The sequence below is a fragment of the Curtobacterium sp. MCLR17_007 genome (genome assembly GCF_003234655.2).
Taxonomy (GTDB): Bacteria; Actinomycetota; Actinomycetes; order Actinomycetales; family Microbacteriaceae; genus Curtobacterium.
In genome coordinates this window covers 1,227,983-1,242,591 of the sequence record NZ_CP126271.1, presented here as the reverse complement: position 1 = coordinate 1,242,591, position 14,609 = coordinate 1,227,983, and the positions used below count along the sequence as shown (strand labels likewise).

General features: G+C 70.6%; 14 protein-coding genes. 2 read left to right on the top strand and 12 right to left on the bottom strand.

The features are described 5' to 3' along the window. Window positions 1-84: 84 nt before the first annotated feature. Window positions 85-450, bottom strand: coding sequence for a LysM peptidoglycan-binding domain-containing protein (locus DEJ13_RS05980; RefSeq protein WP_111107013.1), 366 nt, complete (start codon window positions 448-450; stop codon window positions 85-87). Between the two features lie 287 nt (window positions 451-737). On the opposite strand from DEJ13_RS05980, the gene lexA reads away from it, so the two are divergent. Continuing rightward, window positions 738-1,382 carry a transcriptional repressor LexA gene (lexA, locus tag DEJ13_RS05975; protein ID WP_056121730.1) on the top strand — a complete coding sequence of 215 codons (645 nt, stop codon included), beginning with the start codon at window positions 738-740 and terminating at the stop codon, window positions 1,380-1,382. Between the two features lie 133 nt (window positions 1,383-1,515). On the opposite strand, the gene hflX is transcribed toward lexA, so the two are convergent. Continuing rightward, on the bottom strand, window positions 1,516-3,039 hold the full coding sequence (gene hflX / locus DEJ13_RS05970) for a GTPase HflX (RefSeq protein WP_111107055.1): 1,524 nt from the start codon (window positions 3,037-3,039) through the stop codon (window positions 1,516-1,518). 61 nt (window positions 3,040-3,100) lie between these two features. Between hflX and DEJ13_RS05965 the strand changes: the two genes are divergently transcribed. Continuing rightward, the gene (locus DEJ13_RS05965; RefSeq protein ID WP_111107012.1) at window positions 3,101-3,715 is read left to right on the top strand and encodes a class I SAM-dependent methyltransferase; all 615 of its coding nucleotides are present in this window, start codon (window positions 3,101-3,103) and stop codon (window positions 3,713-3,715) included. Window positions 3,716-3,922: 207 nt separating this feature from the next. On the opposite strand, the gene dapF is transcribed toward DEJ13_RS05965, so the two are convergent. The 10 genes from dapF to DEJ13_RS05915 all read right to left on the bottom strand — a co-directional run bounded on the left by dapF (window position 3,923) and on the right by DEJ13_RS05915 (window position 14,582). Continuing rightward, window positions 3,923-4,813, bottom strand: a complete 891-nt coding sequence (gene dapF / locus DEJ13_RS05960) for a diaminopimelate epimerase (protein WP_111107011.1) — start codon at window positions 4,811-4,813, stop codon at window positions 3,923-3,925. Beyond that, complete coding sequence (miaA, locus tag DEJ13_RS05955) at window positions 4,810-5,766, bottom strand: tRNA (adenosine(37)-N6)-dimethylallyltransferase MiaA (protein ID WP_111107054.1); 957 nt, start codon at window positions 5,764-5,766, stop codon at window positions 4,810-4,812. The genes dapF and miaA overlap by 4 nt, the downstream gene beginning before the upstream one ends. 76 nt (window positions 5,767-5,842) lie before the next feature. Continuing rightward, window positions 5,843-7,342: a tRNA (N6-isopentenyl adenosine(37)-C2)-methylthiotransferase MiaB gene (gene miaB, locus DEJ13_RS05950; protein ID WP_111107010.1), complete on the bottom strand. Its 1,500-nt coding sequence runs from the start codon at window positions 7,340-7,342 to the stop codon at window positions 5,843-5,845. A gap of 79 nt (window positions 7,343-7,421) precedes the next feature. Beyond that, window positions 7,422-8,363 carry a regulatory protein RecX gene (locus DEJ13_RS05945; RefSeq protein ID WP_111107009.1) on the bottom strand — a complete coding sequence of 314 codons (942 nt, stop codon included), beginning with the start codon at window positions 8,361-8,363 and terminating at the stop codon, window positions 7,422-7,424. Next, complete coding sequence (gene recA / locus DEJ13_RS05940; protein WP_056121744.1) at window positions 8,360-9,427, bottom strand: recombinase RecA; 1,068 nt, start codon at window positions 9,425-9,427, stop codon at window positions 8,360-8,362. Before recA ends, DEJ13_RS05945 begins: the two co-directional genes overlap by 4 nt. 258 nt (window positions 9,428-9,685) lie before the next feature. Next, complete coding sequence (locus tag DEJ13_RS05935) at window positions 9,686-9,910, bottom strand: DUF3046 domain-containing protein (protein ID WP_056121746.1); 225 nt, start codon at window positions 9,908-9,910, stop codon at window positions 9,686-9,688. A gap of 119 nt (window positions 9,911-10,029) precedes the next feature. Next, on the bottom strand, window positions 10,030-10,338 hold the full coding sequence (locus tag DEJ13_RS05930) for a helix-turn-helix domain-containing protein (protein WP_056121748.1): 309 nt from the start codon (window positions 10,336-10,338) through the stop codon (window positions 10,030-10,032). Between the two features lie 154 nt (window positions 10,339-10,492). Then, window positions 10,493-11,020, bottom strand: a complete 528-nt coding sequence (locus DEJ13_RS05925; protein WP_502868729.1) for a CinA family protein — start codon at window positions 11,018-11,020, stop codon at window positions 10,493-10,495. Then, window positions 11,017-11,652, bottom strand: coding sequence for a CDP-diacylglycerol--glycerol-3-phosphate 3-phosphatidyltransferase (pgsA, locus tag DEJ13_RS05920; RefSeq protein WP_111107008.1), 636 nt, complete (start codon window positions 11,650-11,652; stop codon window positions 11,017-11,019). Before pgsA ends, DEJ13_RS05925 begins: the two co-directional genes overlap by 4 nt. A gap of 5 nt (window positions 11,653-11,657) precedes the next feature. Continuing rightward, window positions 11,658-14,582: an FtsK/SpoIIIE family DNA translocase gene (locus DEJ13_RS05915; RefSeq protein ID WP_111107007.1), complete on the bottom strand. Its 2,925-nt coding sequence runs from the start codon at window positions 14,580-14,582 to the stop codon at window positions 11,658-11,660. Window positions 14,583-14,609 lie beyond the last annotated feature (27 nt).

The window sequence follows — 14,609 nt, the reverse complement described above, 5'->3', positions numbered from 1 at the left end:
CGATCCATCGTAGAGCGCCCGGCCGCGGGGACTCCCGGCCGTCCGGACGGTGGTGAGGCCTGCCGACGCTGCCGCGCTCCTGCGCTACCGCGCGTCGGTGTACTTGGTCGGGATCGCGATCTGCTCGCCAGCCTGCAGCGCCGAACCGTCGAGCGCGTTGAGGCTGATGACGTCCTGGACGAAGTCGCGCGGGTCGGCGTTCGGGGCGGTCTGCTCAGCGAGTGCCCACAGGGTCTCTCCGGGCTGGATGGTCACCGTCTGGAAGTCACTGTGACCCGCCGTGTTGCCGGCGGATGCCTGCCCGCCGTTGAGTGCGAAGAACGCGACAGCGACCAGCAGCGGCAGTGCCGCCAGCGTCGTGAGGACGATCCGGCCGCGCCGGGTCAGGCGGAGGTGGGTGCCGACGACGCGAGGAGCGTCCTGCATGGGTGCAAGTGCGATGGTGCTCATCTCGTGGTGCCTTCCTTGTCTTGGTGGACCGCTGCCCCGATGGACCTGTGATCCGGTTGCGCGGGCGAAACCACGTTCCGAAGCGCTGTACCGAACATACGTTCGAACGGCGGGACACACAAGACCCCTGGAGACTTTTCCGCGAGGTTTTCATGCGACACGCTCGAACAGGTGTTTGTCCGGCTGAAGGCGGTCGGATACTGTTTCGACTGACTGGGACAAGTCTCACGGGGACCACCGACATTCCCCATCGGCCGTCCAGGGTCACGACCAGAAGGCGAGACGACGTGCCGGACGAACTGCGGGTCCAGAAACCGCTCACCGCGAAGCAGCAGGCGATCTTCGACGCGATCCGCGCCTCCATCGCGAGCCGCGGCTACCCGCCGAGCATGCGCGAGATCGGTGACGCCGCCGGGCTGTCCTCGCTGTCCAGCGTCTCGCACCAACTCGGACAGCTCGAGCTCGGTGGCTGGATCCGCCGCGACCCGAACCGCCCCCGCGCGCTCGAGGTCCTGGTCGACGAACCGTCGGCAGACGTCGACGGCCCGGACGTCGACGCCACGACCCTGGTCCCCCTCGTCGGCCGGATCGCCGCCGGTGTGCCGATCACGGCGGAGCAGCACGTCGACGAGATCATCCCGCTCCCCCGACAGCTCGTCGGCACCGGCGACCTGTTCATGCTCAAGGTCGTGGGCGAGTCGATGATCGACGCCGCGATCTGCGACGGCGACTGGGTCGTCGTCCGGTCACAGCAGACGGCGGAGAACGGCGACGTCGTCGCGGCGATGCTCGACGAAGAAGCCACCGTCAAGGTCTTCCGCCAGCGCGACGGCCACACCTGGCTGCTGCCGCGCAACACCGCCTTCGAGCCGATCCTCGGCGACGCGGCAACGGTCCTCGGCAAGGTCGTGGCGGTCCTCCGCTCCCTCTGATCGTCCGAGTCGCCCCGGTCACGACGAAACGCCGCCATCGCTGGCGGCGTTTCGTGTGTTCCGAGGGGTCTCGTGGAACGGGCGACGCGTGACGGACGTCAGTCGGGCCTCCAGGCGGCGTCGGCCCGGAGCCCTAGGCCGACGGGACCGGCGCGACCACGTACGGGTCGAGTTCCGCGACCTGTCGCTGGAACACCTTGACCCGCAATCGTGTGCCGGACTCGACGTAGTCGACGGTCTCGACCGCGCCGGTGTCGTGCAGCTGCGAGACCAGGTCACCACGGTCGTAGGGCACGACGACGGTCAGGTCGACGTCCGGCTCGGGCAGCCGTGACTCGATCGCGGCGAGCAGGTCGCCGATGCCCTCGCCGGTGCGCGCCGACACGAAGACGGCATCCGGGGCGAGCCCGACGAGCACCAGGCGCTGCGCGTCGTCGATCAGGTCGGCCTTGTTGAACGCGACGATCTCCGGGATGTCCCGGGCGCCGACGTCCCCGATGACCTCGCGCACGGTCGCGAGCTGCGCGGCCGGGTCCGGGTGCGAGCCGTCGACGACGTGCACGATGACGTCGGCCTCGCCGACTTCCTCGAGCGTCGACCGGAACGCCTCGACCAGCTGGTGCGGCAGGTTCCGGACGAACCCGACGGTGTCGACGAAGGTGAACTCGCGGCCCTTGGTGCTCTCGGTCCGTCGCACGGTGGCGTCCAGCGTGGCGAACAGCTGGTTCTGCACGAGCACGCCCGCGCTGGTCAGCCGGTTCAGCAGCGAGGACTTGCCGGCGTTCGTGTACCCGGCGATGGCGACGCTCGGGACCTCGTTGCGGTGGCGGTCCGCGCGCTTGGCCTCGCGCGCGGGTCGGAAGCCGGCGATCTGACGTCGGAGCTTCGACATCCGCGTGTGGATGCGTCGACGGTCGAGCTCGATCTTGGTCTCACCGGGACCACGCGAGCCCATGCCGGCACCGCCCGACACCTGGCCACCGGCCTGGCGGGACATCGACTCACCCCAACCGCGCAGCCGCGGGAGCAGGTACTCGAGCTGGGCGAGCTCGACCTGCGCCTTGCCCTCGCGGGACTTGGCGTGCTGGCTGAAGATGTCGAGGATCACGGCCGTGCGGTCGATCACCTTGACCTTGACGACGTCCTCGAGTGCGCGCCGCTGCGAGGGCGCGAGCTCGGTGTCGGCGATCACCGTGTCGGCACCGGTGGCCTTGACGACCATCGCGAGTTCCTCGGCCTTGCCCATGCCGAGGTACGTCGACGGGTCGGGGTGCGGTCGCCGCTGCAGCAGCCCGTCGAGCACCACCGCGCCGGCGGTCTCGGCGAGGGCGGACAGCTCGCGCAGGGAGTTCTCGGCGTCGGCCGCGTTGCCCTGGGCGTACACGCCGATCAGGACGACCTGCTCGAGCCGGAGTTGCCGGTACTCGACCTCGGTGACGTCCTCGAGTTCGGTGGAGAGACCAGCGACCCGACGCAGCGCCGCGCGGTCCTCACGGTCGTACTGGTCGCCGTCACCGGCCCAGCCGTGTTCGTCGACTGATCGGGTCTGGATGGCCTGCGCCGGGGCGAAGATGGACGAGCTGGCCCGCGAGTCGGCGTTGCGCAGCACGCGCTCGACGACGCCGTCGCCTTCAGCTTGGTTGTTGGGTTCCGTCATGCTGTCCACAGGGTACCTCCGGCGCTGCCAGGACACACGGGTCAGCCGGTACGGTTCTTCCATGGCGAACGACCACTACTTCTCGGCCACCCCGGAGAGCCCGGCGCGCCCGCGCCAGATCTCCGTCACCCTGGCCGGTCGGACGCTCTCGCTCACCACCGCCGCCGGGGTCTTCAGCCCGGACGGCATCGACCGCGGCACTCGCGTGCTGCTCGGCTCGGTGCCGCCGCCCGCACCCGACGGCGCACTGCTCGACGTGGGCTGCGGCTGGGGACCCATCGCGATCACGATGGCGCTGCACTCCCCCGACGCCACGGTGTGGGGCGTCGACGTCAACGAGCGTGTGCTCGACCTGGCGCGGCACAACGCCCAGGTCGCGGGCGCCGCGAACGTGTCGATCGGGCTCCCGGATGCCGTCCCTGCCGATCTGCGCTTCCGCACGATCTGGTCGAACCCGCCGATCCGCGTGGGCAAGGACGAGCTCCATGACATCCTCATGACCTGGCTCCCCCGGCTCGAGGTCGCCGGGGACGCCTGGCTGGTCGTCTCGAAGGACCTCGGCGGCGACTCGCTCCAGCGGTGGCTGCATGACGCGCTCGGGTCGTCGTTCCAGGTCACGCGGTCGACGACCGACAAGGGCTTCCGCGTCCTGCGCGTCCACCGGGCGGCGGAGTAGCGGGGCGGGCGGTCGGCGGCCCCGGGCATCCGAGGTCGCGCAACGCGCCGCAGTATGTCCACCGACGTTGCGCGATCTGCCGCCCAGCGCTCGCCGAGCCGACGCACCGAGCGACCTCGCCGAACGCGAGCGGCGAGTCCTGCGACCGCCATCGGTCCGTCAGACGGTCAGACCGTCAGACGGTCGGTCCGTCAGACGGTCAGACCATCAGACCGTCAGGTCCCCGGAGAAGACGAGCTCGGCAGGTCCGGCCAGCGAGACGTGTTCGCCGTCCTCGGCCGCGAACATGCGCACCGTGACGACCCCGCCCGGCACCCGCACCCGCCAGGTGTCCGGCGCGGACGCTCCCGCCCAGTGCCGCGTCGCCAGCGCCGCGGCGACTGCCCCGGTGCCACACGACAGGGTCTCCCCGCTGCCGCGCTCGTGCACGCGCATCGTGATCTGCCCGACGCCGTCCTGCACCAGCGGGTCGCCGGGCAGCACGAACTCGACGTTCGCCCCGGCCGCGGGAGTCGGGTCGAGGACGGGCACGTAGGTCAGGTCGAGCCCCGCGAGCTCGTCGTCCGTCGCGACGGCCACCACCACGTGTGGATTGCCCACGTCGATCCCCAGGCCCGGACGCGCACGGTCGAGGTTCTTCGCCCGCACGAGCACGTCGGACGCGCCACCGCCCTCGATGCCGAGGCCCCAGCGCCCCAGGTCGGCGGCGAACCCGTTCGCCTGGCGCTGGACGTCGACGACGCCCTTGCGGCTGCCGACCGACAGGGTCTCGCCGGGCTGCAGGTCGACGAGGCCGGACTCGGTCAGGTACCGCGCGAACACCCGGATGCCGTTGCCGCACATCTCGGCGACGGTGCCGTCGGCGTTGTGGTAGTCCATGAACCAGGTGGCCTCGGGGGCCTGCTCGACGACGGCACGCCCCTCGGGAAGCGCATCGGACCGCACGGCCCGGATCACCCCGTCGGCACCCACGCCGAACCGGCGGTCGGCGATGGCACGGATGCGGTCCGGCGTCAGGTCGACCGTGGCGTCGGGGTCGGCGAACAGGACGAAGTCGTTGCCGGTCCCCTGGCCCTTGGTGAAGTGCAGCTCGGTCACGGCACGATCCTACGGGCCAGCGCCGAGAGGTCCCCGCGGTCGTTCCCGGTGACGTCGAGCACCTGCGCCTCGGCGTACCGGCGGAACCAGGACACCTGCCGTCTGGCGTACTTGCGCGTCGCGATGCCGGTCGCCTCGACCGCCTCGTCGAGCGTCGACGTGCCGTGCAGGACCTCGAGGGCCTGCGAGTACCCGATCGCCGCGCGCGCGGTCCGCCCCTGCTCGAGACCGCGATCGCGGAGCGCTGCGACCTCGTCGACGAGTCCGTCGGCGAACATCCGGGCGGCTCGTGCGTGCAGGGCCGACACGAGCTGCTCCCGTTCGCGGTGCAGCCGGAGGACCGTGGCGGGTCGCCATGCCTGCGGCGCGGACGGGAGGCTCGTGGTCACGCGGTCCGATCGGCTCGCGATCTCGACGGCGCGGATCAGGCGCCGCGGGTTGCGGGCGTCGATGGTCGCCGCCGCCGCGGGGTCCAGTTCCCGCAGGCGTGCGAGCAGCACGTTCGGCCCGTGCTGCTCGTGCTCGCGTTCGAGTTCGGCGCGGAGGTCCGGGTCCGTCCCCGGGAAGTCGAGCTCGTACAACACCGAGGACACGTACAGCCCGCTGCCGCCGACGAGCACCGCGACACCGCCGTCGCCCACGATCCGGTCGATCGTCGCCCGGGCGTCGCGCTGGTAGGCGGCGACGCTGGCCTCGTCCGTGACGTCGAGCACGTCGAGCTGGTGGTGCGGGATGCCGTGGCGTTCCCCGGGCGGCACCTTCGCTGTGCCGATGTCCATCCCCCGGTAGAACTGCATCGCGTCGGCGTTGACGACCTCGGCGCGCCGTCCCTGCTCGCGGAACCGGTCGGCCACGGCGATCGCCAGGTCGGACTTGCCGGTCCCGGTCGCGCCGACGATCGCGACGAGACCGTCGGTCGCGACGAGACCGTCGGTCGCGACGAGACCGTCGATCGCGCCGAGATCGTGCGTCGGGTCCTGGTCGCGCGGCTCCGGGTCGCCCAGCTCCGGGTCGCCCGGCACCGCCGCGTCAGCGACCGACACGGAGCGAGGGCAGTCCCAGCGACACCGGCCGTGCACCAGCGCCAGCCGCGGTGGGGGTCGGGACCCCGCACGACTCGGCCTGCGCCAGGTCCCAGGCGTCACCGGCACGGGTGCGTCGGACCCGCAGGGGCACGTCGGCAGCGGCGTCCGCGACCAGGAAGTGCGGCGCCGCGCGCGTGACCTCGACGGTCACGACGTCGCCCGGCCGCGGGACGTCCAAGCCGGCCGGCACGGAGAAGTGCACGAGCCGGGAGTCCTCGGCGCGGCCCGACAGGCGGTGCGTGGCGTCGTCCTTCCGGCCCTCGCCGCTCGCCACCAGGACCTCGACGGTCCGGCCGACCTGCTTCGCGTTCTCCTCGGCCGTGATGCGCTCCTGCAGGGCCGTGAGGCGCTCGTAGCGGGCCTGCACGACCTCCTTGGGCAGCTGCTCGTCCATCGTCGCCGCCGGGGTGCCCGGTCGGATGGAGTACTGGAACGTGAAGGCGGACGCGAACCGGGCCTGCTCGACGACGCGGAGCGTGTCCTCGAAGTCCTGCTCGGTCTCGCCGGGGAAGCCGACGATGATGTCGGTCGAGATCGCCGCGTGCGGGATGGCGGCTCGGACCCGGTCGAGGATGCCGAGGAACCGCTCGCTGCGGTAGCTCCGCCGCATCGCCTTGAGCACCCGGTCGGATCCGGACTGCAGCGGCATGTGCAGCTGCGGCATCACGTTCGGGGTCTCGGCCATCGCGTCGATGACGTCGTCCGTGAAGGCGGCCGGGTGCGGGCTGGTGAACCGGACGCGCTCGAGTCCCTCGATCTGCCCGGCCGCCCGCAGCAGCTTGCCGAAGGCCTGACGGTCGCCGAACTCCACGCCGTAGGAGTTCACGTTCTGCCCGAGCAGCGTGACCTCGATGGCCCCGTCGTCGACCAGTGCCTGTATCTCGGCGAGGACGTCACCCGGGCGACGGTCCTTCTCCTTGCCCCGCAGCGCGGGCACGATGCAGAACGTGCACGTGTTGTTGCACCCGACCGAGATCGAGACCCAGCCGCTGTGCGTCGAGTCGCGCTTGGTCGGCAGCGTCGACGGGAAGACCTCGAGCGACTCGAGGATCTCGAGCTGGGCTTCGCCGTTGTGCCGCGCGCGCTCGAGCAGGGTCGGCAACGAGCCCATGTTGTGCGTGCCGAAGACGACGTCGACCCAGGGTGCCTTCTCGAGGATGACCGCCTTGTCCTTCTGCGCCAGGCACCCGCCGACCGCGATCTGCATGCCCGGGTGCTCGCGCTTGATGCCGGCGAGCTGCCCCAGGTTGCCGTAGAGCCGGTTGTCAGCGTTCTCGCGGACGGCGCAGGTGTTGATCACGACGACGTCGGCCTGGGCTCCGTCGGCTGCGACGTACCCGGCTGCCTGGAGCGAGCCGCTCAACCGCTCGGAGTCGTGCACGTTCATCTGGCAGCCGTGCGTACGGACTTCGTAGGTGCGGGGCTGCGCGTCGACGGTCGCCATGATCGTCCCAGTGTAGGTCGGGACCGGCCGCCGGGCAGCCCCGCCGGTCGGTCGGGAGCTGCCTGCGGCCAGCCCGGCGCTACTCGAACCGGACGGGACCGCGCGGTCCCCCGGACCGGGGCGGAGCCGAGCCGTCGAGGGCACGTTCGACGGCGATCCGCACGATCCCGCCGTTGTAGCCCTTGCGCATCAGGAAACCCGACAGACGACGCTCTGCCGTTGCCCGGTCGAGCCCCCGCAGCTGCCCGGCGCGCTTCTGCGCCAGCTCGATCGCCCGCAGGAACTCGTCGTCGTCATCGTCCGCCGCGGCGTCGAGGGCCGCGTCGATCGCAACCTGGTCGATGCCCCGGCGGCGGAGTTCCGCGACGACACCCTGACGCCCCAGGCTCTTGCGGTCGTGCAGCCGGTCGACAAGATCGGTCGCCAGCGCCACGTCGTCGAGCAACCCGACGCGGGTCAGACGCTCGATCTCGTCCTCGACGACCTGGGCGTCGAGGTCGTTGCGCGTGAGCGTCGAGCGCATCTCGGACTCGCTGATGCCCTTGCGTCCGAGCGCCCGCATGCTGAGGCGCTCGGCGTCCGCACGCTGGTCGTCGATGGGGCGCGGAGCGTCAGCGGGGTCGATCTCGTCGCCGTCCGTGATCGAGAACACCGACGCCGTCGGCGCCGATGCTTCGTCCTCGGTGTCGTACCCGGACTGCTCGGCACGAGCGCTGCGGCCTGAGCCGTCCCCGACCACCGGAGAGACCCATTCGGACGGGCCCGGTGAGCCCCTGAGCTGCACCGGGACCGGCGTGTCCGCGTCAGCGGCGAACGACTCGTCGGCGTCTGCCTCGTCGCCAGGCGATGCGTCGCGGCCCGACTCGACGCGGGTCGACTCGTCGCGGCCCGACTCGTCGTCACCGGACGCGTCCTGGGCACGGCCCGCGTCGCCCTTCCCCGCGGCACCCCGACCACGACGGGACCGCGCACCGAACAGGTCGGTGACCGGCGCGAGGTCCGCGTCGTCGTCGATGCTCACGCGCCCTTGCGCGCGGCGAGCTTGGGCTCGATGGACTCCACCGGAGCGGCGTCGGCCGCGGGCTTGGCACCACCGACACCGAGCTTGGCGAGGATCTTGCCTTCGATCTCAGCGGCGATCTCGGGGTTCTGGATCAGGAAGGAACGCGAGTTCTCCTTGCCCTGCCCGAGCTGGTCGCCGTCGTACGTGTACCAGGCGCCGGACTTCTTGACGATGTTGTGGTCGACACCGAAGTCGAGCAGCGAACCCTCGCGCGAGATGCCCGTGCCGTACAGGATGTCGAACTCGGCCTGCTTGAAAGGCGGCGCCATCTTGTTCTTGACGACCTTGACGCGCGTGCGGTTGCCGACCGCGTCCGTCCCCGTCTTCAGGGTCTCGATGCGGCGGATGTCGAGCCGGACCGACGCGTAGAACTTGAGCGCCTTGCCGCCCGACGTGGTCTCCGGGGAACCGAAGAACACGCCGATCTTCTCGCGCAGCTGGTTGATGAAGATCATCGTGGTCTGCGTCTGGTTCAGGCCACCGGCCAGCTTGCGGAGCGCCTGCGACATGAGGCGTGCCTGCAGGCCGACGTGGGAGTCACCCATCTCGCCCTCGATCTCGGCCCGGGGCACCAGCGCCGCGACGGAGTCGATCACGATCAGGTCGATGGACCCCGAGCGGACGAGCATGTCCGCGATCTCGAGGGCCTGTTCTGCGGTGTCCGGCTGCGACACGAGGAGGGCGTCGATGTCGACACCGAGCTTCTTGGCGTACTCCGGGTCGAGCGCGTGCTCGGCGTCGATGAAGGCCGCGATGCCGCCGTTGCGCTGGGCGTTGGCGATCGCATGGATCGTCAGGGTCGTCTTTCCGGACGACTCCGGGCCGTAGATCTCGATGATGCGGCCGCGCGGGAGACCACCGATCCCGAGCGCGACGTCCAGCGCGACCGAACCGGTGGGGATGACGGCGACCGGGGCGCGGTCGTCGGAGCCCAGGCGCATGACTGCACCCTTGCCGAACTGCCGGTCGATCTGGGCGAGGGCGGTCTCGAGGGACTTCTCGCGGTCTGCGGGTGAAGGCATGGTGTGCTCCTGCGTGCTCGTGGTCTGCCGCCTGTAGGCTGTCTGGTCCCCAGCAGCCGGTGGTGCAGGGCTGCTGGTTCTCGGACAAGGCTCCGGGTGTCTCCCGATGCCTCCGAACCTAGGGCTGGCCACCGACATGACTGCCGGTCACCGCGTTGCCTGTGGACGGATGCATCGCTCGACTCCGATGTGCAGGAACGTACCACCCGTCGAACACGCGTTCGAGCGACACGCCGAACGCGTGTTCGACCTCGGCGATCAGTCCCGCGGCTCCAGCAGGCCCTTGCCATGACGGCGCTCTGGGGGGACGTCCTGGGAGTCGCAGAGCGCTTCCCACACCTTGCGGGTCGGCACTCCTGCGGCGATCGCGTCGGCGGCCGAGCGACCGCCCAGCTCCTCGAGCACGACGTCACGGGCGACGACGGCACCGTAGGCCTCGCCGAAGACCTGGTCGACGGCCCGCCAGAACTCACTCACACGCATCCGACAAGGCTAGACCGGCCGGGCGCGCACGACGCGACGCAGGGCATCGGCAGTCCACGCCACGGACGCGAGAACGCCCCCGCCGGCGGACCGACGGGGGCGTTCAGGTGCCGTGCGACTCAGCGCACCGCGAGGTCGTTGTCGAACTCGGCGACGAGTTCGTCCGGGAGCATGTCCGGGACCGGGACCAGTCCCTCGACCACGGCGAGACGGTCTCCTACTTCGCGCATGATCGTCGAGATGGGGGTGTCCAACGCGTCCGCGACGGACGCGAGGATCTCCGAGCTGGCCTCTTTCTGACCGCGCTCGACCTCGCTGAGGTACCCGAGCGCAACGCTGGCCTTGGACGCGACCTGACGGAGGGTCCGGCCCTTCTGCAAGCGGAAGTCACGCAGAACATCGCCGATTTCCTGACGAACGAGAACCATGAGAACTCCTCCTCTCTGTCGTCTCCGCGCCCGACCGGCCGGGATGACCGTTTCGGGGTTCGGCAACACGAGCGTTGCCGGTTGCAGCATGCTAGCCACCTGGGCTGCCGTCCTGCTGGAGATTGCGTGAGATGTAACCCGGTGGTAACGCGGGTCATTCCCCACTCTGGAGCGTGGCGAACAGTCGTACCAGGAGTTCGGAGACGGTCCGCTGTCGGATTGCGTCACGAGCGCCGTCGAGGTGCAGCGCGAACGCCTCGGCGCCGTCGGCCGAGGCGATGCCGACGAACACCGTGCCGACCGGCTTGCCGTCCTGCGGGTCGGGTCCGGCGACGCCCGTGGTGCTGATCCCCCACGTGGCGGGCTCGCCGTCGACCGCGAGTGCCGTCCGGACCCCGGCCGCCATCTGCCTCGCGACCTCGGGGTCCACGGCACCGTTCGCGGCCAGCAGCGAGGCAGAGACACCGAGCACGGACGCCTTGACCGGGGTCGCGTAGGCCACGACACCGCCACGGACCACGGCGCTCGCTCCGGGGACGCCCACGAGCGTCGAGACCACGAGACCGCCGGTGAGGGACTCTGCCACCGCGAGGGATTCACCGCGGACGGTCAGTTCCCCGATCACCCGTGGCGCGATGCGGACAGGGTCCTCGTCCGGGGACGGATCGGCGGGTCCGTTCACGCGCCAGTCCGGTTGTGCCGGTACGCCTGCCACAGGTAGTCGAGCCCGCTGAGCACGGTGGCGACCACCGCCGCGGTCATCAGGACGCCGTTGGTCCAGTGGGCCACGTCGCCGGCGAAACCCCACCACGGGAACAGCGCGAGCGTGATCGCCACGGCCTGCAGCACGGTCTTGATCTTGCCGCCGCGGCTGGCGGGGATGACGCGGTCGGACAGCACCGCGAACCGGAACACGGTGATGCCGATCTCGCGCACCATGATCAGGACCGTGACGTACCAGGGCAGCTCACCGAGGATCGACAGGGCGACCAGTGCGCCGCCGATCAGGACCTTGTCCGCGATGGGGTCGACGAGCTTGCCGAAGTCCGTCACCAGGTCCTGGCGGCGGGCGATGATGCCGTCGGCGCTGTCGGTGACGATCGCCACGACGAACAGCACCGCGGCCCAGATGCGCACGGCCGTGTCCTGCCCGCCGTCCGACAGCAGCAGGACGAAGAAGAGCGGCGCCATCAGGATGCGGATGACGGTGATGATGTTCGCGACGTTCGCCGTCGACGCGGGGCCGGGACCCTTGCGGATCAGCCGTCCGCGCCACGGGAACCGCTTCGTGGTGGTGCCGTCCGAGGCGGTCATCCTGATCACTCCCTGCCTGTGAGGCCCCAGGCGTCCTCGTCCGGTTCGTCCTCGACCTGATCGTACCCGCGTGTCATGTCGCCGACGGGATCGGCACCGTACCGGTCGTCGTCTGGCGCGGGAGCCGGCGCCGAGCCCGGAGCACCCGAGACCATCGGCGCCGGAGAAGCACCTGCCGCCGCGACCGGGGCGGCAGGCGCCGCCGGCGGCTCCTCGCCGCGCAGCTTCGCCAGCACGGACGGCAGCTGGTCCGCCGTGACCAGGACGTCGCGGGCCTTGGACCCCTCGGACGGCCCGACGATGTCGCGGGACTCCATGAGGTCCATGAGCCGCCCGGCCTTGGCGAACCCGACCCGGAGCTTGCGCTGCAGCATCGAGGTCGAACCGAACTGCGTCGAGACGACCTGTTCGACCGCCGCGAGGAGCAGCTCGAGGTCGTCGCCGATGTCGGCGTCGATCTCCTTGCGCTCGACGACGGCGGCGACGTCCTGGCGGTACTCGGGCTGCGCCTGTCGCGTGACGTGCTGGACGACCTCGGCGACCTCGCTCTCCTGCACCCAGGCACCCTGCACGCGGACGGCCTTGGACGAGCCCATCGGCAGGAAGAGCGCGTCGCCCTGCCCGATGAGCTTGTCGGCACCCGGCTGGTCGAGGATGACGCGGGAGTCGGTGACGCTCGTGACCGCGAACGCGATGCGCGACGGCACGTTGGCCTTGATGAGCCCGGTGATGACGTCGACCGACGGGCGCTGCGTGGCGAGCACGAGGTGGATGCCGGCAGCGCGGGCGAGCTGTGTGATTCGGACGATCGACTCCTCGACGTCACGCGGGGCGACGAGCATGAGGTCGGCGAGCTCGTCGACGACGACGAGCAGGTACGGGTACGGCTTGAGCTTGCGCTCGCTGCCGGCCGGCAGCACGATCTCGCCGTTCTCGATCGCCTTGTTGAAGTCGTCGACGTGGCGGAACCCGAAGGACGCCAGGTCGTCGTACCGCATGTCCATCTCCTTCACGACCCACTGCAGCGCTTCGGCCGCTTTCTTGGGGTTCGTGATGATGGGCGTGATCAGGTGCGGGACTCCCGCGTAGATCGACAGCTCGACGCGCTTGGGGTCGACGAGGACCATGCGGACCTCGGACGGCTTCGCACGCATGAGCAGCGAGGTGATCATCGAGTTGATGAAGACGGACTTGCCGGAGCCGGTGGACCCGGCGACGAGCATGTGCGGCATCTTCGCCAGGTTCGCCACGACGAACCCGCCCTCGACGTCCTTGCCGACACCGATCGTCATCGGGTGCTTCGACTTGGTCGCCGCGTTCGAGCGCAGGACGTCGCCGAGGGACACGACCTCGCGGTCGGAGTTCGGGATCTCGACGCCGATGGCGCTCTTGCCCGGGATCGGCGACAGGATGCGGACCTCGTTCGAGGCCACCGCGTAGGACAGGTTCTTGGACAGTGCGGTGACGCGCTCGACCTTGACACCAGGGCCGAGCTCGATCTCGTACCGCGTGACCGTCGGGCCGCGGGAGAAGCCGGTCACCTTCGCGTCGACCTTGAACTCGGTGAGCACACCGGTGATCGCGGCGACGATGTCCTCGTTCGCCTGGCTGCGCGCGACCGAGGGCGTCCCGGCACTCAGCGTGCTGGCGGCGGGCAGTCGGTACGGGCGCGACGGGTCGTCAGCAGACGGCGCCGGGTCCGCCGGCAGGACCGGCTCCGCCACGTCGGCCGGGAGGACCGGGGAGACCACGGCGGGCACGTCACGTCCGGGACGGATCACCTCGGTCGCGTCGTCCGGCACGGGCGCGCCGAAGTCACGGAGCGCCTGTTCGGCGCGGTCGAGGTCGGCGGCGACCTCGGTCTCGAGCGAGTCGTTGAGGTTCACCGATGCCGGCTCGGCCGGGGTGTGGTCGACGAGCCCTGCGGCGGCACCCGCGTTCGGCGACGGTGTGGCTGCCGGCGCGGCGGCGGTCTGCGCGGCGGGGATCACCGGGCTGTCGTACGCCGGGTCCTCTTCGCGCCCGGACTTGTTGCGGCGCCACCAGGGGATGTGCCCCTCGGCGTCGGGGTCGGGCTGCTCGCCGTCCTCGAAGCCGAGGTCGTCGAACAGCTGCAGACCCTGCGACGTGGTCTTGCCGCCGCGCTTGCGGGACGGTGCCGCCGGCTCGGCTGCGGACTCGTCGAATTCCTCGGCCACCGGAGCGGGCGCACCGAACAGGTAGGCGTAGAGCTCGTGCAGACGACGTCCGAGCTTGTTCGGCGGCGTCTTGGTGATGATGAACAGGGAGAGCACGAGCAGCACCACGGCGACCGGCACGGCGATCCACGCGGTGGCGACGGCGACGAGCCAGCCGATGACGACCCAGCCGAGGACCCCGCCGGCGGTCGCGAGGGCGGGCATGCCGTCGGCAGCGCTCGGCTGTCCGCCGAACACGTGGCAGAGCGACGAGATCGACACGAGCAGCAGGCCCAGGCCGATCCCGATCCGGGTGTTGTCGTGGACGGACGCCGGGTGCCGGAACAACCACCCCGCGAAGACGACCATGATGACCGGCAGCGCGAACGCCAACCGACCGAACAGGCCGCCGAACGTGTAGGCGTCGAGCGCGATCGACACCGCGTTGGTGGGGTTGAGCCACTCGACGACGGCACCGGCGATGGCCAGCACGAACAGGAAGAACGGGAAGCCGTCGCGGCGCTGGTCCTTCTCGAGGGACTCCTTGCCGAGCAGGCGGAACATCGCCCCCACGCCGTGCGCCATGCCCACCCATGCGGTCACGAGGGGGTTCGGGCCACTGAACTCGACCGGGGGCGTCGCCTGTGGGAGCTTCTTCGTGGTGGCCTGGGTGCGCGACGTACCGCGCGCTCCACTCGTGCGTGACGACGTTGACGCGCGCGAGCGCGTGGTCGACTTGGTGCCTCCGGCCATGGGGACGACCATAACGCCCCGCGCGGA

What these genes read in the sequence shown, in the direction of transcription:
- DEJ13_RS05980 (WP_111107013.1), bottom strand. Translation starts at nt 450, where the DNA reads ATGAGCACCATCGCACTTGCACCCATGCAGGACGCTCCTCGCGTCGTC.
- hflX (WP_111107055.1), bottom strand. Translation starts at nt 3,039, where the DNA reads ATGACGGAACCCAACAACCAAGCTGAAGGCGACGGCGTCGTCGAGCGC.
- DEJ13_RS05965 (WP_111107012.1), top strand. Translation starts at nt 3,101, where the DNA reads ATGGCGAACGACCACTACTTCTCGGCCACCCCGGAGAGCCCGGCGCGC.
- miaB (WP_111107010.1), bottom strand. Translation starts at nt 7,342, where the DNA reads ATGGCGACCGTCGACGCGCAGCCCCGCACCTACGAAGTCCGTACGCAC.
- recA (WP_056121744.1), bottom strand. Translation starts at nt 9,427, where the DNA reads ATGCCTTCACCCGCAGACCGCGAGAAGTCCCTCGAGACCGCCCTCGCC.
- DEJ13_RS05935 (WP_056121746.1), bottom strand. Translation starts at nt 9,910, where the DNA reads ATGCGTGTGAGTGAGTTCTGGCGGGCCGTCGACCAGGTCTTCGGCGAG.
- DEJ13_RS05930 (WP_056121748.1), bottom strand. Translation starts at nt 10,338, where the DNA reads ATGGTTCTCGTTCGTCAGGAAATCGGCGATGTTCTGCGTGACTTCCGC.
- pgsA (WP_111107008.1), bottom strand. Translation starts at nt 11,652, where the DNA reads ATGACCGCCTCGGACGGCACCACCACGAAGCGGTTCCCGTGGCGCGGA.
- DEJ13_RS05915 (WP_111107007.1), bottom strand. Translation starts at nt 14,582, where the DNA reads ATGGCCGGAGGCACCAAGTCGACCACGCGCTCGCGCGCGTCAACGTCG.